The organism is Spirosoma endophyticum (genome assembly GCF_900112365.1).
In the GTDB taxonomy this organism is placed as follows: domain Bacteria; phylum Bacteroidota; class Bacteroidia; order Cytophagales; family Spirosomataceae; genus Spirosoma; species Spirosoma endophyticum.
Genome location: NZ_FOLQ01000013.1, coordinates 118,590 through 138,930, shown reverse-complemented (window position 1 = coordinate 138,930; position 20,341 = coordinate 118,590). Strand labels below are relative to the sequence as shown.

At 48.8% G+C, this 20,341-nt stretch carries 20 protein-coding genes; 9 read left to right on the top strand and 11 right to left on the bottom strand.

Annotated elements, in window-relative coordinates; genetic code table 11:
- The first annotated feature begins 139 nt into the window (after positions 1 to 139).
- The 4 genes from BM202_RS25475 (at position 140) to BM202_RS25460 (ending at position 3,880) form a co-directional block, all read left to right on the top strand.
- Complete coding sequence (locus BM202_RS25475; protein WP_093831471.1) at positions 140 to 691, top strand: DUF998 domain-containing protein; 552 nt, start codon at positions 140 to 142, stop codon at positions 689 to 691.
- 41 nt (positions 692 to 732) lie between these two features.
- Positions 733 to 2,076, top strand: a complete 1,344-nt coding sequence (locus BM202_RS25470) for a sulfatase (protein WP_093831469.1) — start codon at positions 733 to 735, stop codon at positions 2,074 to 2,076.
- Positions 2,077 to 2,300: 224 nt separating this feature from the next.
- Positions 2,301 to 3,152, top strand: coding sequence for a nucleoside triphosphate pyrophosphohydrolase (gene mazG / locus BM202_RS25465; protein WP_093831467.1), 852 nt, complete (start codon positions 2,301 to 2,303; stop codon positions 3,150 to 3,152).
- Positions 3,149 to 3,880, top strand: a complete 732-nt coding sequence (locus tag BM202_RS25460) for a metallophosphoesterase family protein (RefSeq protein WP_093831465.1) — start codon at positions 3,149 to 3,151, stop codon at positions 3,878 to 3,880. Before mazG ends, BM202_RS25460 begins: the two co-directional genes overlap by 4 nt.
- 67 nt (positions 3,881 to 3,947) lie before the next feature.
- Here the strand turns inward: BM202_RS25460 and guaB are convergent, their stop codons facing one another.
- Positions 3,948 to 5,420: an IMP dehydrogenase gene (guaB, locus tag BM202_RS25455; protein WP_093831463.1), complete on the bottom strand. Its 1,473-nt coding sequence runs from the start codon at positions 5,418 to 5,420 to the stop codon at positions 3,948 to 3,950.
- A gap of 167 nt (positions 5,421 to 5,587) precedes the next feature.
- Complete coding sequence (locus BM202_RS25450) at positions 5,588 to 6,016, bottom strand: DUF2141 domain-containing protein (RefSeq protein ID WP_093831461.1); 429 nt, start codon at positions 6,014 to 6,016, stop codon at positions 5,588 to 5,590.
- Positions 6,017 to 6,056: 40 nt separating this feature from the next.
- Between BM202_RS25450 and recJ the strand changes: the two genes are divergently transcribed.
- Positions 6,057 to 7,802, top strand: coding sequence for a single-stranded-DNA-specific exonuclease RecJ (gene recJ / locus BM202_RS25445; RefSeq protein WP_093831459.1), 1,746 nt, complete (start codon positions 6,057 to 6,059; stop codon positions 7,800 to 7,802).
- Between the two features lie 276 nt (positions 7,803 to 8,078).
- The gene (gene lptB / locus BM202_RS25440; protein ID WP_093831457.1) at positions 8,079 to 8,810 is read left to right on the top strand and encodes an LPS export ABC transporter ATP-binding protein; all 732 of its coding nucleotides are present in this window, start codon (positions 8,079 to 8,081) and stop codon (positions 8,808 to 8,810) included.
- A 23-nt stretch (positions 8,811 to 8,833) separates the two neighbouring features.
- On the opposite strand, the gene recO is transcribed toward lptB, so the two are convergent.
- The 5 genes from recO to BM202_RS25415 are packed head-to-tail and all read right to left on the bottom strand — an operon-like array spanning position 8,834 to position 12,284.
- Complete coding sequence (recO, locus tag BM202_RS25435) at positions 8,834 to 9,526, bottom strand: DNA repair protein RecO (RefSeq protein ID WP_093831455.1); 693 nt, start codon at positions 9,524 to 9,526, stop codon at positions 8,834 to 8,836.
- 36 nt (positions 9,527 to 9,562) lie between these two features.
- Positions 9,563 to 10,639 carry an ACR3 family arsenite efflux transporter gene (gene arsB / locus BM202_RS25430; protein WP_093831453.1) on the bottom strand — a complete coding sequence of 359 codons (1,077 nt, stop codon included), beginning with the start codon at positions 10,637 to 10,639 and terminating at the stop codon, positions 9,563 to 9,565.
- Positions 10,639 to 11,055: an arsenate reductase ArsC gene (locus BM202_RS25425; protein WP_093831451.1), complete on the bottom strand. Its 417-nt coding sequence runs from the start codon at positions 11,053 to 11,055 to the stop codon at positions 10,639 to 10,641. Before BM202_RS25425 ends, arsB begins: the two co-directional genes overlap by 1 nt.
- 2 nt (positions 11,056 to 11,057) lie before the next feature.
- A complete protein-coding gene (locus tag BM202_RS25420; protein ID WP_093831449.1) occupies positions 11,058 to 11,897 on the bottom strand; it encodes an arsenite methyltransferase in 840 nt (279 codons plus the stop codon).
- 57 nt (positions 11,898 to 11,954) lie between these two features.
- Entirely contained in the window at positions 11,955 to 12,284 is a 330-nt protein-coding gene (locus BM202_RS25415) for an ArsR/SmtB family transcription factor (RefSeq protein ID WP_093831447.1), read from the bottom strand.
- Positions 12,285 to 12,404: 120 nt separating this feature from the next.
- Here BM202_RS25415 and BM202_RS25410 point away from each other — a divergent pair, with 120 nt between their 5' ends.
- Complete coding sequence (locus BM202_RS25410) at positions 12,405 to 13,241, top strand: fumarylacetoacetate hydrolase family protein (protein ID WP_093831445.1); 837 nt, start codon at positions 12,405 to 12,407, stop codon at positions 13,239 to 13,241.
- Positions 13,242 to 13,320: 79 nt separating this feature from the next.
- Here BM202_RS25410 and BM202_RS25405 read toward each other — a convergent pair whose 3' ends face one another.
- From BM202_RS25405 to BM202_RS25395, 3 genes are all read right to left on the bottom strand, one after another.
- The gene (locus BM202_RS25405; protein ID WP_093831443.1) at positions 13,321 to 14,457 is read right to left on the bottom strand and encodes a 5-(carboxyamino)imidazole ribonucleotide synthase; all 1,137 of its coding nucleotides are present in this window, start codon (positions 14,455 to 14,457) and stop codon (positions 13,321 to 13,323) included.
- Positions 14,458 to 14,505: 48 nt separating this feature from the next.
- Positions 14,506 to 16,170 (bottom strand): S41 family peptidase, encoded by a 1,665-nt coding sequence (locus BM202_RS25400; RefSeq protein ID WP_093831441.1) that lies wholly within the window; start codon positions 16,168 to 16,170, stop codon positions 14,506 to 14,508.
- 95 nt (positions 16,171 to 16,265) lie between these two features.
- The gene (locus BM202_RS25395) at positions 16,266 to 16,964 is read right to left on the bottom strand and encodes a head GIN domain-containing protein (protein WP_093831439.1); all 699 of its coding nucleotides are present in this window, start codon (positions 16,962 to 16,964) and stop codon (positions 16,266 to 16,268) included.
- A gap of 286 nt (positions 16,965 to 17,250) precedes the next feature.
- Here BM202_RS25395 and BM202_RS25390 point away from each other — a divergent pair, with 286 nt between their 5' ends.
- The gene (locus BM202_RS25390) at positions 17,251 to 17,952 is read left to right on the top strand and encodes an ABC transporter ATP-binding protein (RefSeq protein WP_093831437.1); all 702 of its coding nucleotides are present in this window, start codon (positions 17,251 to 17,253) and stop codon (positions 17,950 to 17,952) included.
- On the opposite strand, the gene BM202_RS25385 is transcribed toward BM202_RS25390, so the two are convergent.
- Positions 17,917 to 18,762, bottom strand: coding sequence for an aminotransferase class IV (locus BM202_RS25385; RefSeq protein WP_093831435.1), 846 nt, complete (start codon positions 18,760 to 18,762; stop codon positions 17,917 to 17,919). The genes BM202_RS25390 and BM202_RS25385 overlap by 36 nt on opposite strands.
- 81 nt (positions 18,763 to 18,843) lie before the next feature.
- On the opposite strand from BM202_RS25385, the gene BM202_RS25380 reads away from it, so the two are divergent.
- Positions 18,844 to 20,310, top strand: a complete 1,467-nt coding sequence (locus BM202_RS25380) for a TolC family protein (RefSeq protein WP_093831433.1) — start codon at positions 18,844 to 18,846, stop codon at positions 20,308 to 20,310.
- The last annotated feature ends 31 nt before the right edge of the window (positions 20,311 to 20,341 follow it).

Below are 20,341 nucleotides of genomic sequence, written 5' to 3'. Positions count from 1 at the left end.
TTGGGTTAAGCAACAAGTCGTGATTTTTCCATTGAACCCTTAAAAAAATCCGTCATTAAAAAACGCGTACGATTTCCCAGAACACCGATGCATATTTCTGGCGATAACCTTGTCGTCACAGATCTACCAGAAAGGGAAAATGCTTCTCCTACTAACGAGTTTTACGGCTTTGTATTTGTTTGTCGGCATTTTTTACTTCGGTCGGAAAAAGGCGAACTATAGCCACCTCTCCGATACAATCAGTGAGTTAGGCGAGATCGGTAGTACGTTGTCCCGGCGCGTTAGTTATGGCTTATTTTTACCCGTCGGCTTGTTACTCTTTTTGATTGCCTGGTTAAGCTCCCCTATGCTTTGGTCAGCGCTGGCCGTTTGCGTAGGTACCGGTTATGCCACAGCCGCTTTCTTTCCCTGTGATGTCGGTTCCCCTTCATCAGGCAGTGCCAGACAGCAGATTCACAACCTGGGCGGGGCCATCGAATACCTGGGTAGTGCTTACATTTTATTTCAGTTCGCTAACCAAACCGACGCTGGCGGTACGTTCTTTCGGATCGGGGCGATAGGCATACTGGTGGGAACCGTACTCGTGGCCATCGCTGGTTTGCGGCTGCGGGGCCTTGTCCAGCTAAGTATGGAAGTAATTCTATTTGGGTATTTGCTTACTATGGCCTGGGGATCGGCTGGCTTGCGGTAGGGCTTTAGCTGAACTCATTCCATCGGTAGTTATTAAAGCCAATGACAAGACTCATTTACACGCTCTTTTTTTGTGGCTGGATAGTAACTGGCTTCGCCCAAAGCGCGAGATCCAGCACCCCACCGAACATCATTATCATTCTGGCCGATGACCTGGGTTGGAGCGAATTAGGCTGCTATGGAAACCCTAACGACGGACCGCGCTTTAATGAAACGCCTAACCTGAATCAATTAGCTGCGGGAGGTATGCGTTTTACGCAGGCCTATGCCACCGCCCCCGTTTGTACGCCTACCCGCATTGCCCTGATGACCGGACAGCATCCGGCGCGTGTAGGCATTACGGATTACCTGGATGCTAACGATGAAAAGTATCTGTCGCCGGACTACGTTACCCTTAACGAGCAATTGACGAAAGCGGGCTATCATTCGGGATTGATTGGCAAATGGCATTTGACCGGCGATTACACCCGGAAAAAAGGCGAGCCCGCTAAACACGGCTGGGATGAGGTGATCTGCTCCGAAACAGGCTATATCGCTAACGGAGATTATACGCATCCCTACTTTTTTATGCCGGACGTCGAAGCCAAAACCACCGGCGAATACCTGACGGATCGACTGAATGCAGAAGCAGTTGATTTTATCAAACGCAATCAGACTAAACCATTTTTTCTGTATGTATCCCATTACGCGGTGCATACCAAACTCGCCGGGAAGCCCGACAAGGTAGCGAAGTATCAGAATAAGCCCGGCGCTGGTTCCAGGCAGAACAACCCCGAATTAGCCGCCATGCTGGAAAGTATAGACGATGGGGTTGGGCAGATTGTCAACACGATCAACGAACTTGGATTGAGTAAGAACACCCTGATTTTGTTTACGTCCGACAATGGGGGAGAATTGAACGTAACGTCGAATGCGCCGTTGCGTGGCGGCAAATCGGAGTTGTACGAAGGTGGAATTCGGGAGCCGTTTATTGCGTATTGGCCGGGCCACATAAAGCCGGGTGGGGTTTCTGCACAGGTGATCAATACGTTGGACATTTATCCCACGTTACTGGAACTTGCCGCCATAAAACCCACTAAAGAGCTGGTACTTGATGGAGTCAGTATCGCACCGGTATTAAAAGGAAGTGCGAAACTTTCTGTCCGAACCCTCTACTGGCATTATCCACTTCCCAAGCCTCATTTTCTGGGTGGCCGATCAGCCGGGGCCATTCGGAGTGGTGCTTTTAAGTTGATTGAGTACTTCGATAAGCCTCAAGTACAGCTCTTTAATCTGGTCGAAGATCCTGGTGAGCAAACCGATTTAGCCGATACGTTACCAGCGGTTCGCCAGCAGCTACTAAACCAGCTCCAGACCTGGCGTAAGACCGTATCCGCTCAAAAATGATGTAAACTGGTTGCCCAATGGCTCGTAGTGATTCCTGTCAGCAATTTCATAGACTGTTTGTCCATTACAGCACTTCGGAACCGGCAGAGAACGCAGTGGGCATTACACTTTTCTGATCCCGTGAGGCATTTTCTTCCTCAACTTCTGCTTTTCTGAGAGACAAACTGCCAGATTGAGACGTTTCAATCGATTTCGGGTACGTGTTTTGTGCGTAGCTTTACGTCATGACGTTCGACCAATTGACTCCCCGTCGTCAGGAACAACTGACGGCTTTTGACAGACTGCTGACCATTATGGACGAGTTGCGTGAACAGTGCCCCTGGGATCGCAAACAAACCCTGGAAAGCCTGCGTCACCTCACAATCGAAGAAACCTACGAACTCTCCGACGCCATTCTGGAGAACAATCTCCCCGAAATTCGCAAAGAACTGGGTGACATTCAGTTACACCTGGTTTTTTATGCTAAAATCGCATCTGAAGCCAGTAATGATACGTCGGGTCCCAGTGCGACTGCCCGGTTCGATATAGCCGACGTATTGAATAGCGTGTGCGACAAGCTGATCAGCCGCCATCCTCACATTTATGGCAACGTTGTCGCCGAAACTGAAGAGCAGGTTAAAGCCAATTGGGAACAGTTGAAACTCAAAGAAGGCAACAAGTCGGTGTTGGGTGGGGTGCCGGGTGCCTTGCCCGCCCTGGTGAAGGCCATGCGGATTCAGGAAAAAGCGCGGGGTGCGGGCTTCGACTGGGATGAGAAAGAGCAGGTGTGGGCGAAAGTGGAGGAGGAAATGCAGGAATTCAAAGCTGAATTTGACATTGATAACGGGTTGGATGGTGTTGCCGGGGCGATTGATGTGGATAAGGCCGAAGGCGAGTTTGGTGATTTGCTGTTCTCGCTCGTTAACTACGCCCGCTTTATTGATATAAATCCCGAAACGGCGCTCGAACGCACCAATAAAAAGTTTATTAAACGCTTTCAGTATATCGAAGAGCAAGCCCGCGCTAATGGTAAACTCCTGAGCGACATGACACTAGCCGAAATGGATGTATACTGGAACGAAGCGAAAACGAAATGAGAATAGCGTTTATAACCGACATTCACATTGGTGCCGAAAATGAGAAGCCACAGGGCGTTGATGTTCGCCAGAACTTCCTGAATGCATTAGCTTTCCTGACCGAACTGAAGCCGAACTGCTTGATCATTGGCGGAGATTTTTGCAGCACCGGTGGCGACCGGGCCGTGTATGAGTGGGTGAAAGTGCAGTTGGATAAATTGCCGTTGCCGTACTATATTGTTTCGGGCAATCACGACGATTCGGCGCTCATCGCCGAGGTGTTCAAATTGACGCACGACTTGAATCAGGGCGAGTTGTATTACGCATTGCCGCTGGAGGGCCGCCCGGTACTGTTTCTGGATTCGGCTAAAGGAGAGTTCTCCGATGAGCAATGGACCTGGTTCCGTGATTATATGAAGGCGCTACGTGACACCAACGTATTGATCGTTATGCACCATCCGCCCATTCCTGCGGATGTGGCCTTTATGGATTCACATTATCCATTCCGGCAAAGCGATGAATTTCTGGAGCTGGTAGAGGAGTCGACTTGCCATATTACAGTTGTCTGTGGACATTACCATGTCGAAAAGGTTATACAGCGTAGTAATCTGCTGGTATTGGTCACTCCCTCGACCTTTTACCAGATGAAGCAGGATACACCCGAATTTACGGTTGACAATCATTGCGTCGGCATCCGCGAAATTAACCTGACAACGCATGGCACAAACAGCACGGTGCATTATCTCTAAATCGCTTTAACTGAAAGGCCCTGATGAAACTTCATCAGGGCCTGTTTCATACTGGATATATAGTTGTCTACCGCACCGAATAATTTGGCGCTTCTTTCTGAATCGAAATATCGTGCGGGTGACTCTCGCGCGAACCTGCTGTGGTGATCTTCACAAATTTGGCATTCTGCAAGGCGGTAATGTCGGCGGCTCCGCAGTAACCCATACCGGCTTTCAGCCCACCAACCATTTGATAGACAATCTCGGCGACTTTGCCTTTGAATGGTACGCGTCCGACAATACCTTCGGGTACAAGTTTCTTGATATCATCTTCTGCATCCTGGAAATAGCGATCCTTGGAACCATCTTCCATCGCTTCCACTGATCCCATGCCCCGGTAGGTTTTAAACCGACGACCTTCATACAGCACCACTTCGCCAGGAGCTTCTTCGGTTCCGGCCAGTAGCGAACCAATCATGACCGTACTAGCCCCGCCCGCCAGGGCTTTTGTGATATCGCCCGAGAAACGAATACCTCCGTCGGCAATGACGGGAACACCAGTTCCCAGCAACGCTTTAGCCGATTCGTAAACGGCTGTCAGTTGTGGCATGCCAATACCGGCAATGATACGTGTTGTGCAGATACTCCCTGGCCCGACGCCTACTTTTACGGCATCTGCTCCTGCATCGGCAAGGGCCTTGGCGCCTTCACCTGTCGCTACGTTTCCGGCAATTACCTGAAGTTTAGGGAATTGCTGTTTAATGTTCCGAACGGCATCCAGAACACCCTTCGAGTGACCATGCGCCGTATCAACGCTGATTACGTCAACGCCCGCTTTCACGAGGGCCTCAATGCGTCGGGTCAGGTCGGGCGTTACGCCAACGGCAGCCCCTACGCGCAACCGCCCCAATTCGTCTTTGCAGGCGTTTGGGTGGCTCTTTTTCTTCAGAATGTCTTTATACGTAATCAGCCCAACCAAGTGGTAGGCATCATTAACGATGGGCAACTTCTCAATACGATACTGTTGCAGAATACTCTCAGCCTCTTCCAGTGTTAGACCTTCCCGCGCGGTAATCAGTTTTTCGCGGGTCATGATGTCGGTAACCGGCCGTGATAAGTCCGTTTGGAAACGTAGATCACGGTTGGTCAGAATGCCGACCAACTTACCATCCTCGTCCACAACGGGAATTCCTCCGATTTTGAACTCGCGCATAATCTTGAGCGCATCAGTCAGTGTGGCGGTTTCGAGCAGCGTGATGGGGTCGATAATCATGCCGCTTTCTGAGCGCTTCACCTTGCGGACCTGATCGGCCTGGGCTTCAACGCTCATATTTTTGTGAATGATACCGATACCGCCCTCCTGCGCCATCGCAATAGCCAGCGCCGATTCGGTCACTGTGTCCATAGCCGCCGATATAAGCGGAATGTTCAGCTGGATGGTACGTGTAAGTTGGGTAGTGGTTTGCGTATCGCGCGGGAGAACTTCCGAATAGGAAGGCAAAAGCAGTACGTCGTCGTAGGTGAGAGCCTCGTAAAGAAACTTGCTGGTATCTAAGCTCATGAGCAAATAGCAGATTTGTTATTTGCCGGGTAAAATTACATAAAATTTCTGAACCGGGATTCACATGCCTCAAATGATTTTCAGGATTTTGGTCACTTTACCATCGGTTAAGGGTAAAATCCTAAAAATCATTTAAATCACATAATCCTGCAAAGTCGCCTGCGGGGTCAGAATCCGTTCAACGTAATACTTATCTTCTTTTCGTCATGATCAACGCTGAACTGGCAATCACTGAATTTCGGCGCCGACATTTTGGGGCGGAAGTTATTGCTGAATCCATAGGGCTCTTTGGGAATACCGAATAATTTTTTGTCCATTTTGCCATTGCCGTTTTCGTCGTGAAAAATGGCAATGGCATATTCCCCCGGTTCAACCGAAAATGTAGTCTGGAGCTGGCTATGGGTAGCGTCTATTTTTTTTCCTTCAGTTGGCTTGCCCGTGGGAAAATCTTTGCCGGAACGGAATAAAGCAACGTAAACGGCTCCCTTTTTTTGTGCAACATTATGAATATCAACCTTTAAATTAGTTTTCGGTGGTGACGAAGAATAGGGATCATCCGTCAGAAAAAGGCTAAGTGTCGAAAGCAAAAAGAGCATAGATTGAAAGTTTTTGTTAAAACGGATTTATCTTGCAATTATGATAGCCCAATCCCCACCTCCTGCCAAACGATGGATTACCAAACCCTTTCCTGATTCGGCAGAACAGCAGGCAGCTATCGCGTCACTAACAAGCTCACTAAACATAAGTCCTTTTTTAGCGGCTTTGTTGGTACAGCGTAGTGTTCATACCTACGAAGAAGCCCGGACTTTCTTCCGTCCCGAGATAAATCATTTGCACAATCCCTTCGACATGAAGGATATGGATCGGGCCATTATGCGCCTGCAAATGGCTATGCTCCCCGAACGGGAGGAAAAAATTCTGATTTATGGCGACTACGACGTAGATGGCACCACATCGGTAGCCTTAGTTTATGGTTTTCTAAAAAATTACCATACGGCCATCGATTATTATATTCCGGACCGTTACAAGGAGGGGTACGGTATCTCGCAGCAAGGAATTCACTGGGCGGCCGAAAATGGTTTCACGCTGATCATTGCCCTGGACTGCGGCATCAAGTCGATTGAGCGCGTGGCTGAAGCAAAAGCGTTGGGCGTCGATTTTATCATCTGTGACCACCACCGCCCCGGCCCCGAATTGCCCGATGCAGCCGCTGTGCTTGATCCCAAGCGCGACGATTGTCAGTACCCGTACAAGGAATTGAGCGGTTGTGGGGTGGGCTTTAAACTGCTTCAGGCATTCTGTATGCTTAAAGACATTGAGCTGGAATTGTTGTATCCCAGTCTCGATCTGGTTGCCGTTAGTATCGCGTCAGACATTGTGCCGTTAACGGGCGAGAACCGGGTGATGGCCTATTATGGGCTAAAACACCTGAATTCCAATCCGCGTACGGGCCTGAAAGCGTTGATTAAAGTAGCTGGTTTCTCGCGCGAACTGGATATTACGAACGTAGTGTTTGGCCTTGGACCACGTATCAATGCCGCTGGTCGGATTCAGCACGCGAAAGCCGCCGTACAACTGTTGCTGGCCGAATCGGAGGAGGAAGCCGACGAGTTTGCCATGGCCATTAACAAGCACAATAATAGCCGACGCGAATTTGACAGCAGCATCACGGAACAGGCGTTGTCCATGATTCGGGATAGTGACGCGCTGACCCATGCCAAAAGTACGGTGCTTTACGATGCTACGTGGCACAAGGGCGTTATTGGCATTGTCGCGTCGCGCTGCATCGAGCATTTCCACCGGCCAACCATCATCCTGACCCAATCGAATAACAAGGCCGCCGGATCAGCACGATCGGTGCCGGGTTTCGACGTCTACGAAGCCATTGAAGAATGTGCCGATTTGCTCGAACAGTTTGGCGGACACACGTTTGCCGCCGGCATGACCATGTCGATCGATAATATCGACGCCTTTCGGCAGAAATTTGAAGAAGTTGTATCACGTACCATCAAGGAGGAGCACCTCACGCCATTGGTTGATATTGATCTTCCGCTTGACTTTAGCGAGATCACTGACAAACTCGTCAGGATTGTGAAGCAAATGGGACCATTTGGTCCGCATAACATGCAGCCGACCTTTATGACCGACGATGTGTATCTGGTTAGCGAGCCGATTATCATGAAGGAAAAACACCTGAAAATCAATGTTCGGCAGAGCAGAACGGGGCAGACATTAACCGCGATTGGTTTCGGTTTCGCCCACCTGGCCGATCAGCTTCGGCTGGGTAAACCCTTTTCGATTTGTTATCAGGTAGAGCAGAATTTCTTCAATGGGAACGTATCGTTACAGCTCATGCTGCGGGATATAAAGTTCAGCGAATAGACCCCGGCAACTTGATCTTGTTGTTATCTCCCTGCCTATTTTACTGATCCCAAGCCAGCATCTTTCGGCCTGCATAGCACCGGGTTTTGACCAACGCTCAAAGCGCAAATGCGTTCATGACCAAACGGAGGAGTCCTAATAATTGTTAATAAATGGGTATTCGCCTTTGCTGTAGCTAAAAATAGTTGGCAGAGGGTTGTATTACCGCGACCTTTGCATCGGTCGTTGACGGCTTAGTGCGATTTAGTGCTGGCCGTATTCGTATAACGTATCGAAATGATTCTCAGAACTGAAAATTTAATTAAAAAATACGGCTCGCGGTTGGTCAACAATAACGTATCGTATCAAGTGGAAACGGGCGAAATTGTGGGTTTACTGGGGCCAAATGGTGCGGGCAAAACTACCTCGTTCTATATGGCTGTCGGTTTAGTGAAGCCCAACAGCGGCAAAGTTTTCATCGACGACAAAGATGTAACGGATCTGCCGATGTATAAGCGGGCGCGGCTTGGGCTGGGTTATTTGGCGCAGGAAGCGTCGGTATTCCGGGACCTAACCGTTGAGGAGAACGTATTGGCTGTGCTGGAAATGAGTGATTTGCCTAAAAAAGAACGTAAAGGGAAGGTAGAAGAATTGCTGGAGGAGTTTAGCCTGACGCACGTTCGGAAGAGCAAAGGCAAGGTATTATCCGGTGGTGAACGCCGACGTACTGAAATTGCCCGCGCGCTGGCCGTAGATCCTAAATTTATTCTCTTAGATGAACCCTTCGCGGGCGTTGACCCGATTGCTGTAGAAGACATTCAAAGCATTGTGGCCAAGCTAAAACACAAGAATATCGGCATTCTCATTACGGACCACAACGTGAACGAAACGCTCTCCATTACTGATAGGGCGTATCTGCTGTTCGAGGGCAAAATCCTGAAGCAGGGTTCCGCCGAAGAACTCGCCAACGACGAGCAGGTCAGACGTCTGTATCTGGGCCAGAATTTTGAGTTGAAACGGAAAGTATAACGCGGATGGAAACCTGCGTTAACTTACCCTAACACCTCCCGCAACACCGGTAACGACTTTACTTCGCCAAGAGAATCGAGGTGAATGTGGTAATACGTTACCAACGCGTCTACGAGTTCATTACGGGCAGAGCGAGCAAGTTTTATGGGCGTTCCGAGTGGATAACGTAGCATCGTATTAAGAGCCGTTTCCATTTCGTCGTCGGGTAGAAACGGGTACGAATTCTCCCGAAGCTGACTTTCGAACTCGCGGGCCGACTCCGGTCCGAAGCCCAGGTAAAACGACAGCTTAAGCAGGAAGGCAATATGGAAGTTTTCGTAGTTTGTTTTCGCTTCTTCCAGAAACAAAACAGAATCCATCAGGAATTTAAAAAGGGGCGGACTGCCCGCTTCTTCTTTCAATACTTTGTTCAGCATTTCCGTTACGAACATCGCAATGGTCGATTTTGCCACTTCAAACGGCAGGCTCTGAAACGGATAACTGGTCTTCATCTCCGAAAGTCGGTGAAGCTCGCGGTCGGGTTTGTTGTACACGACCATGTCTAACAAGGTCAATGGCTGAAATAAGGCAATTTTGTTGTTCTTATTCCGAGCCGTACGAACGCTGTTGACGATATAACTTTGCAATCCGAACTCTTCGGTATAAATACGGGCAATAATGGACGTTTCTCGATACCGGATGTAGCTAAGGGCAATCCCCCGTGTTTTTTGCAGCATTTGTATTGAACCGCCGAAGCAGTAAGCAGTAGTGTACTAAGATACTACTTTTGACGGTAAAAACCGACTACGTTGTTTCAGTGAGAAATTCACCATCAGGATCAATACGGGAACCTCAATAAGTGGGCCGATAACAGCCGCAAAAGCCGCACCCGAATTAATGCCAAAAACGGAAATGGCAACCGCAATCCCCAGTTCAAAATTATTCCCGGCCGCCGTAAACGCGAGCGACGTAGACTTTCCATAATCGGCTCCGGCTCGTTTAGAAAGGTAAAATGCCGAGAAGAACATGATAGCAAAATAGATCGTGAGCGGCAGGGCGATACGTAGCACATCGAACGGAATGGAAACGATCAGATTACCTTTCAGACTGAACATCACGACGATAGTAAACAAAAGGGCGATCAACGTAACAGGGCTGATAGCGGGCAAAAACGTCTCTTCGTACCAGTGTCGACTGAACAGCCGTGACAAAATCAATCGCGACAGTAGTCCTGCCAAAAACGGAATGCCCAAATAGATGAATACACTCTGCGCTACGTCGCCAATGGTAATATTGACTACAAATCCGCGCAAGCCAAACAAGGGAGGGAGTAGGGTGATGAAAATGTAGGCATAGACGCTGTAAAACAGCACTTGGAAGATACTGTTAAAGGCCACTAAACCAGCCGCATACAGTCGGTCACCGTTGGCGAGATCGTTCCACACGATAACCATCGCGATGCAGCGGGCAATGCCAATCAGGATCAAACCCGTCATGTATTCGGGTTTGTCAGGCAAAAACACAACGGCTAATCCAAACATCAATAATGGTCCGATAATCCAGTTCTGGACCAACGATAATCCCAGGATTTTGGTGTTACTGAATACCTTTGGCAATTCAGCATAGCGCACTTTCGCCAAAGGTGGATACATCATCAAAATCAGTCCAATCGCCAGCGGTACGTTGGTAGAACCCGAGTTGAATTGATTAATAAACGATTCCGTTCGTGGAACGAAATAGCCGATGCTAACACCGAGTACCATCGCCAGAAATATCCAGAGCGTTAGGAAGCGATCCAGGAACGACAGACGCTTTTTTTGACTGATTGGTAAAATCGTTTTTGTGGTCATTATAGTACGTTCTTACTAACAAAATCCTGGCTGAATTGCCTGATTTCGTCCCGAGTAGTTCGGTAGGATGCCATAATTTCCTCGGGCGATCCGGTCGCTTTGGAAGGATCGGTAAAATTGTGGTGGAGCCGGTGCGTTCGGCCAATCCAGAGCGGACAACGCTCACTCGCGCTATCACATACGGTGATGACATGATCGAACGAAAGGAGCTCGTATTCGTCTACCAGGTTCGACGTATGGTGGCTGATATCAACACCATCCTCCCCCATCACCTGCACCGCTTTGGGGTTCAAGCCGTGCGTTTCGACACCGGCGCTCAGTACTTCAGCGCGGCTGCCCGCAAACTTCTGGAGATAGCCATGCGCCATCTGGCTACGGGTCGAGTTGCCCGTGCAAAGAACAAGGATTCGTTTCATGCTTATTTTTCGGCGTAAACGGTAATACTGAAAATTCCCCGGGCTGGATGGCCTTCTACAGCCTGTTGATAGGTTTGACTTTCTTCTGGCTTTAGGTACTTGAGGAGCAATTCGCTGGGCAGATTAATCACTTTTTTCTTCTGAATCTGAACATTCGTAAAGCCAGTATCGGTAATAATTTGCAAATAATCGTCCTGCTGAATAGCGCCCGATACACAACCGGCATATAGTTCGGCGTCATGTTGCAAACCGTCCGGAAGATCACCCGTCAATACAATGTCGGAAATGCTGAAATGTCCGCCCGGTTTCAGAATTCGGTACGTTTCAGCAAAGGCTTTTGGTTTATCAGGTACGAGATTCATCACGCAATTGCTCACCACTACGTCGGCCAGATCGTTCGGTAAAGGCATGTCCTCAATATCACCGTAAACAAAGTCAACGTTGGTGTAACCTAGTGATTTCGCATTTTTTCGAGCGCGGTCAATCATGGCGGGCGTCATATCGAGCCCAATGACGCGACCCATTTCGCCGGTTTCGGCACGGGCCACAAAACAGTCGTTTCCGGCACCGGAACCCAAATCAACCACTACGTCGCCGGGTTCAATTTTTGCAAACTGCGTTGGTAAACCGCAGCCTAAACCCAGATCGGCATCGGCTGCGTATCCGTTGACCGTTGCGTACTCATCGTTCATCAAAATTGTGTACGATGCCTCTGTAGATGAGTCGGGATTACAGCAGGACGTTGGTCCACAACCGCAGTCAACGCCTTGTGCATTATCGGCCTGAGCAATTTCGCCGTACTTCTGTCGAACGATTTCCTTGAGTTCTTCTGCCGTGTTCATAGTTCGATTGGTTTATTGTAATATTACGATTGATTTAAGCAAAAAAAAGTTACCCTTTTAACAGCAGGTTGGACTACTGATGAAGGCGTCTAATACGTTCCCAAACAAGGTGCGGGCTTCCTCCCAAACGGGTTCGTTAATGCAATAGCAAACGCGGGGTGGATCAATATCACCTTTGATGATACCGATACGTTTGAGTTCTTTCAGATGCTGCGATACAGTGGCCTGTGCCAATGGCAGTTCATCAACCAGATCGCCACAAACGCAGGCTTTACGCTCGGCTAAAAGCTGTAGAATCGCTACCCGCGCCGGATGCGCAAATGCTTTGGCTAACTCAGCTACGCGGTTCTGGTGATCCGTAAATATCTCGGTTTTTGTTACGCCCATTTCTGTGTGAACTGCCTGAATAAGTTCATTTTACAGTTTGATCTGTTAATTCATCGCAATAATACGATAAAGTAAAATCTGATACAAATTTTCTTTACCAAACGTACTCTGACTTTATTTATGAAACTCTACAATACCCGCTCCGGCATCGTTCTTGAATCCGCCAATCAGTTTTACGCCGTTCCATCAGACAATTGGGATACGTTAATCAATCAGGATAGTTTATACGCTGATTTACAGCAGATCACTACGTCGAAAACGGCGTCAGAACAATACGAGGCCTGGACTAAAACCGGTTTGCTGGCACCCATTGGCCGGCAGGAAGTGTGGGCGTCGGGTGTTACGTACCTGCGCAGTCGCAATGCTCGCATGGAAGAGTCGAAAAAATCGGGGGGTGATAATTTTTATGACCGGGTTTACGACGCCGAACGACCTGAATTATTTTTCAAATCGACACCCGAACGCGTAGTAGGACCGGGCGCCAACGTCCGTATCCGCGCCGACTCGACCTGGAACGTACCCGAGCCCGAACTGACGCTGTTTATAACATCAACTGGTAAAATTGTCGGCTACACCTGCGGCAACGACATGAGTTCACGGAGCATTGAGGGCGAAAACCCACTGTACTTGCCACAAGCCAAATCATACGATGGCGCAGCTGCTTTAGGTCCGTGCTTGTTCGTACCCGAAAACCCAATTTCGCCTGATACACAGATCCGGCTGGAAATTGTCCGAAATGAGCAGGCTGTTTTCACAAATAGTATTGCTATTAGCCAGATGAAACGTCAGCATACCGAACTCGTCGAGTTCCTGTACCGTGAGTGTTCTTTCTCAAACGGTTGTTTCTTAATGACCGGCACTGGCATCGTTCCCCCCGATGATTTCACGCTACGTTCCGGCGACGAAATAAGCATTACGATTGAGGGAATTGGTACACTGACGAACGTAGTGGGGTAAACACAGAGGGAACGGAGGAAGTACGGAGTACACAAAGGATTTTCTCTATTTGCTCCGTGCTTCCTCCGTCTCTCTGTGTTTATGAAATCACTCGGATGCCGGTTTTCACCGCTTCTACTTTCTCCCGCAATAAATCCAACGATTCGTCCATGACCGTTACGTGGCCCATTTTGCGGAAGGGCTTTGTGATGGCTTTACCGTAGAAAAAGGGGAAGACACCAGGCATAGCCAGCAGGTTTTCCAGCCCTTCGTAAACCGCTGGACCCGTGTGGCCATCTTCGCCCAGTAAATTGACCATCGCGGCAGGTTGATAAGCCGACGTATTGCCCAGCGGATAGTTGAGGATGGCGCGCCAGTGCTGTTCAAACTGTGACGTGACGTTGGCGCGCATGGTATGGTGGCCGCTGTTGTGCGGACGTGGGGCCACTTCGTTAATCAATACGTTGCCTTGTTTATCCAGAAATAATTCCACTGCTAATAAACCGACAATCCCGAAGGCTTCGGCAGTATGTCGCGCAATAGCCTGCGCCTGCTGGTTGATCTCATCTGAAATTTGAGCGGGAGCAAACAGATAATCAACCAGGTTCAGTTCGGGGTGAAACACCATCTCGACCGTTGGGAAAGTTTGCACGTCGCCCCGTTCGTTGCGGGCTACGATGACGGCTAATTCTTTCTCAAAATCGACGGCTTTCTCCAGGACGCCCGGCGCGTCGAAAGCTTTCCCGACATCGGCAACGGACGCTATGCGCTGAACACCGCGCCCGTCGTACCCATCACGGCCGAGTTTGTGGAAAGCGGGGAACAAATCAGGCTGATCAATTTCCAGCAGAGCCACGTCGGCACGGGTTTCTGTCAGAATGAAATCGGCGGTGGGGAGATTATGGTCGCGGTAAAACTGCTTTTGGAGTCGTTTGTCCTGAATAACCCGAATAACGGATGGTTGCGGGAATACCCGCTTTCCTTCACGTTCGAGGGCTTCAAGGGCTTCAACATTCACGCGCTCAATTTCAATGGTCAGTACGTCAACAGCCTGCCCGAATTGATAGACCGTGTCGTAGTCAGTTAGAGACCCCTGCGTGAATTTAGTGCAGAGATTGCGGCAGGGAGCTTCTGCATCTGGATCAAGAATATGAACGCGAAGGTTCCAGTCAATGGCGGCTTGCAGGAGCATCAGACCGAGCTGGCCCCCGCCGAGGATACCGATAGTGGGTGTCAAGAGGATTGTTTTTTTTGCAAAAGTAAGCAGTTCAGTTATAAGGACGGTTTACTTTTTCTGTCGTGCTGCTTCAATTGCCCTTTCAAGTACCTCGTCTCGCCCAGCCTGAATCCCCCGAATCGTAGGTCGAACCACTACATCGGGGACAATACCGATTCGCTGCGTTTCGCGACCATCAGGATAGTAAATTCCTTGCCCGGTCATGGTTGCCAGATAGCCACCAGGTAGTGGAATTTCTATGTAGCCTCCATCGGCACCAGCCGTTTGACTGCCAATTACAATTACGTTTGGCACCGTTTGTAACGCCATAATGGTAAATTCGGCCTGACTCTGGGTTTCTTCATTTTGCAGCACAATCACCTTGCCTTTGAAGTGTACTTTATTTCTGTAGCTGACGGAGTTCACTGGGCCTGGTTTCATCATACCGGGATAAGTTAAATCAGGCACAATAAACTGTACGAACTTATCGGTTACGTTTAAGTGCTTTAAAACTTGGCCCATTGTTCCTTGCGGGTAATGGCGCACATCGAAAAGTATGGCCTTTGCCACCATAAATGTATTTATTACACTATCGACTTGATGGGCTGCCAGCCGCCCCATGTTTACGTATCCTATGCTGTTGGGTAGCCACCGGCTAACAGGATTTCGGCTGTTGATCGACTCCTTTGCCTGTCTGCCGAACGCACTATAGGCATAACGCTGTACGATAAGTACAGAATCCTGTCCATCCGTTTCAATTGTCAGTTTCGCTTTTTCTGTTGGCCCAATGCCCATAAGGATGGCTATGTTACGTCGCAGTGCCGATTCATTAGACGCTGCTACGTAGGGACGTTCGCGCTCAAGGCGGTCATGGATAGTTTCTCCGTCGATGTGACTGATGACCATCCCGATTTTTAGGTTGTTAATGGCCGCAAGCGAATCATTGTAAAAACGCGTAATAATGGCTTTGTCGTCAAGTATAGTCATCTCGAACGGCACCCAATTTCGACCCAGATCGCACCGCAGACAGACGCTTTTGTTGGTATTGCTCACAAAGCCGTGACTATCCTGAATCTGGGCTACCATGCGATAGAGTGCCAATTGATAGGCCTGCTCACTATTCGCTTGCTGGAATACCGGAATCTGATCCATCAGTACATCATGCCAGTTTTTATCAATAGCGTACTTATACGGGAAGAAATAGTGCACTACGTTCCAGTAGCGAAATAGGGTCAGTAGTCGATACGCTTCGTTGGGGACACGCATCTCCGCGTACGTTTTCTCGTTGCTGTAGTTGGCGTTTTCTGTTTGACGTACCCACTGGACGTAGTGATTTTTGCCCTGATTACGGTTTCGGGCAATATAGTGCAGTCGGTCACGTAGTGGTGTCGAAAATAGGGTTGAGTCGTTCAGTAACGATAGATCGAAATTACGCCGAAGCCGGATAGGAATAGATTCTGCAAATGAACATGTCTGGCAGGGGGTAACTATACCCAGATTATCAATAAGCCGTAAGTAAATTGTTGATAGTTCATTCCGGTCATGGGCTTGCTGAATCTGCGGAACCAATGTAACAAGTTGTTCATCCCAATTTAGTCTGCCTGTTGCTACGGCCGGATGATAGTATTTTAGAAATCCCCATACCTCACCCAATGACGCCAGCTTCTGCGTTTCTGTTAGTGACTGGGCTGAGCAACTTAAAGATATAAATACGAAAATGTACCCAAAACGCATACGATTGATTTTGGGTAAAAATAACGCACTCAATATAGCTGGGCTATGTTGAGTGCGTTAAATCTTGTTAAAGCAACGTATCGAAGGGTTTTCTACTATTTCCGCGAAATATCCGAACCTCCTGATTTGCTTTGGGACAGCACTTTGGCTGAGCCGTAGTAATAAATATCCGAGCCGCCCGATGCCTTCATTGTCAGTTCTTTACTGGCGTTAACGTAGACGTCTGAGCCACCCGATGAATTAGCATTGCATACATCGACAGTCAGTTTTCGAGCGTCCAGATCAGCACCGCCCGACCCATTGGCGTTGAGTGTCCGGGCTGAGCCCTGCAAAACGGCATCGGCACCGCCCGACGCCGATACGTTCAGATCGTCAGCTTTGAGGTCTAACTTCACATCAGATCCACCGGATGCTTCCAGATTAAGGTCTTTGAAGGACAGGCTGCCCTGTCCGAAAACGTCGGCCCCACCCGATGCCTCCAAATTATTTAACTGCTTGAAGGTCACATAGGCTTTTACATAGTTGTTACGTCCGAGATTCCAGCCACTAAATCCTTTGCGTTCTATATACAGTTTCAATACGCCGTTTTTCACTTCCGAGATGACTCGATCCTCGTCAACGCCTTTCACATCGAAGGTTAGTTTTTCAGAATTTCCCTGGGTCAGATAGACATCGATGCCACTGCTAACACTTAATCCGGTGAAGCCCGAAACGGTTCGGTCTTTTTTCCAATCGTCGCTGGTGGTGTTGATACCCGCTGTTAGCATTAGGATAGATAATACAAGTGCTTTCATTGTTGAAGACAGTTTTAGATATTTATGAGAAGATGGTAAAAACACGTACTACGTTGCATCGGACGTATAAAAAAGGTGTCCGGTTTCAAAAGTAACTTTGTCCGCTAGCGGACGTTGATGGGCCTTAGAATATCTGTAAAAATCTATTAATCAATAAATTAGGTATTTGGCACGACGCTTGAGCCTTAACAGAAAAGAATTCATATTAAATTTGAGTAATGTCAGGAACGTATATGGCTAACCAGCCTTTCTTGCCGAACTAAAACCTTTTCAAAAGTAATTAATTATGATTCAACTCCGCAACGTTTCCAAGTTCTACCCTGCTGGCTTCGGTCGGGTCTATGTGTTGCGTAATATCAACCTCAACATCGTTCAGGGCGAGTTTGTGTCCATCATGGGCCCGTCGGGATCGGGGAAGTCCACTTTGCTGCATATTCTGGGTCTGCTCGAAGAACCCTCCGAAGGCGAATACCTGTTTGACGATCAGCCGGTTCAGAAACTATCCGAAAAGAGACGTACTGAACTGCACCGGACGCGCATTGGCTTCGTATTTCAGGCGTATCATTTGATTGACGAATTAACCGTATATGAAAACATTGAAACACCGCTACTCTACAAAGGCCTCAATGGATCGGAGCGTAAAAGCCGCGTAGCCGAACTGCTCGACCGATTCAACATGGTGGCTAAAAAAGACCTGTTCCCGGCGCAACTATCGGGTGGTCAGCAACAACTGGTAGGCATTGCCCGGGCGTTGGCGGCCGAACCAAGCGTTATTTTTGCTGATGAGCCAACGGGTAATCTGCACTCCGACCAGGCCCGCGACATCATGGAACTGTTCCGCGAGTTGAATCAGAAAGATGGCGTGACCATTGTTCAGGTGACGCACTCCGAAGTAAATGCTAAATACGGTTCACGGGTGATCCGTCTGAAAGATGGATGGCTGGAAGATTCTTCAGCCCTGAAACTGAGCGAAGAGGGCGTTAAGTAGGCTTTCGGTGTCGCCAAACGAGAGCGGCCTGGTGTCAACATCCAGGTCGTTTATACTACGCAACCACTGAATCCCCATAACGTTCGCACAGAAAACCGCATCAGCCGTTGTCAGAATAGCAGGGGGAAATAACCCTTCGGATACGGTGAGGCTAACTGCTGGAGCTAACCGTACCAATTGCTGTCGAATAATGCCATTGATGCAGCCAGAGTCGAGCGAGGGCGTGTAGAGCGTTTTGCCTGAACACCAAAATAGATTCGACGCCAGACATTCGGCAAGATGACCCTGAGAGTCGAGCAAAATTATCTCGTCGAGTCCATGCTGTTGTTTGTAGAGTCCGGCCAATACGTAGGGTAGCGAGTTTAGCGTTTTAAACGCCGAAACTGGAGAGGGAGACAAGCGGAAAAGATCATAAATGCCCGTTTTGGCTTTTTCAGTAACCGAAAACGGGCTTCCAGGTCGAGCCGTGATCAGTACGTTAGCCTTGTTTGTTGAAGGCGTATATAAACCACCTGATTGCCGCCAGACCTGAATCTTGATTCGGGCGGGTTGATTGATGAGTTTGTTCGCCGAAAGTACCTGTAAAATGGCTTGGTGAACCGCTTCGGCGGAGAATCCGGTAGGTTGGGTTAGCTGCAAAGCGTCCATGCCAGCCGAGAGCCGGGCAAAGTGGTCAGACCAGAACCAGATTTGTTCAGTTGAGTACCGAATTGTCTCGAATAAACCGTCGCCATACTGAAAGGCCCGGTCGTTTACCGATAGCTGAAAGTCGCTCTCGGGAAGTACATCCGAATTATAAACCAGAAACATGCTTAGTTTGCGCCGTTTATCCCAAAACGATAGCCGCGCCGAAGGTAAGTTTGTAACATTGAACCATCAAATAGTATGTGTATGCAAGTGGCGTGGAAACAGATGCGGGTCGTAATGGCTCTATTGTTAACGACAGGATTGTCGGGAGCATACGCGCAAACCACAGCGAGCGCACCCGCTCGGGTAAATTTACAGCAGTGCATCGACATTGCTCAGCAGAATAACATACTGATTCGACAGGGAAGACTAACGGTGGCTAACAGTGATCTGCAAGTACGACAGTCACGGTTAAATCAGTTACCGACCGCCGTTTTTCAGGGCAACCAGTCCATAAATGGAGGACGCAGTATCAACCCACAATCCAACGAATTCGTCCAGCAGACGATTAATTCAAGTAGCTTTCAGCTTAATACATCGGTTACGTTGTATAATGGTGGCGTACTACGTAGTACCGTCAAGCAAAATGAAATTGCCCTTCAGGCAGGCCAGCAGGAATTAAATGCTACGCAGAATAATGTCTCGCTGACGGTTGCCCAAAACTACCTGAACGTACTGACAGGTACGGAGCAATTAGCCGTGACCCAACGTCAGGCTGACGTAACACGAGCGCAACTGGAGCGTATGCAACGCTTGGTAGCTGCCGGATCGGCGCCCGAATCGAACGTGTTCGATCTTCAGGCTACGCTGGCCAGCAATGAAGTTGACATTGTTACGGCGCAGAACACGCTTGATCTGGCTAAAGTAGCGTTGCTGCAGGCCATGAACGTACCGATCAATCAGAACTTTGAAGTAGAACCTATTAATGTGCCTGATCCGGGTTTAGATCCTTACACGGCCTCTGTGCAGCAGTTGTATGATGTGGCTTCAACAAATCTGCCCGAAGTAAAAGGAGCTGATTTACGTGTCAAAAGTGCTACGTTAGGTGTTCAGGTGGCGAAAGGGGGACTATACCCGACGCTGTCGCTGAATGGTAATCTGAGCACGATCTATTCCAGTGCTGCGAGTGTAGCATCACCCAATGGGCAGTCTACTCAGACAACGATTGGTTTCATTGTTGATCCGGTAACTGGTGCGAATATACCTGTCAATGCGTCGACCCCGGGGTATGATCGTACTGGTATTTCGTATGGTTCTCAATTGAGCAATAACTTTAGCCAGTCCGCTTCTTTGTTTTTGCGGGTTCCGATTTTTCAGGGAAACTTGTCACGAAATCGGATCACAACGGCTAAGATTCAGCAGCAGAACGCCGAATTGACAGCGCTTAATACCCGTTTAACGCTGCGTCAGCAAATTGAAACGGCCTATACCCAGATGAAAGCGGGAGCTAATAAGTATCGAGCTACTCAGGTGCAGGTGTTGTCGCTCGAACGGGCGTTTCAGATGGCTGAAAGCCGGTTAAATGCGGGTGCCATTAATGCAACGGATTATAGCATTGCCAAAACGAACCTTGATCGTGCCCGTGCCAGCCTTGTACAGGCCAAGTATGATTATGTATTTCGGACCAAGATTTTAGATTATTACCAGAACAAATCCCTTAGTTTTAATTAGTGAAAGAGCGAAAGAACGAAAGCCATCCGGT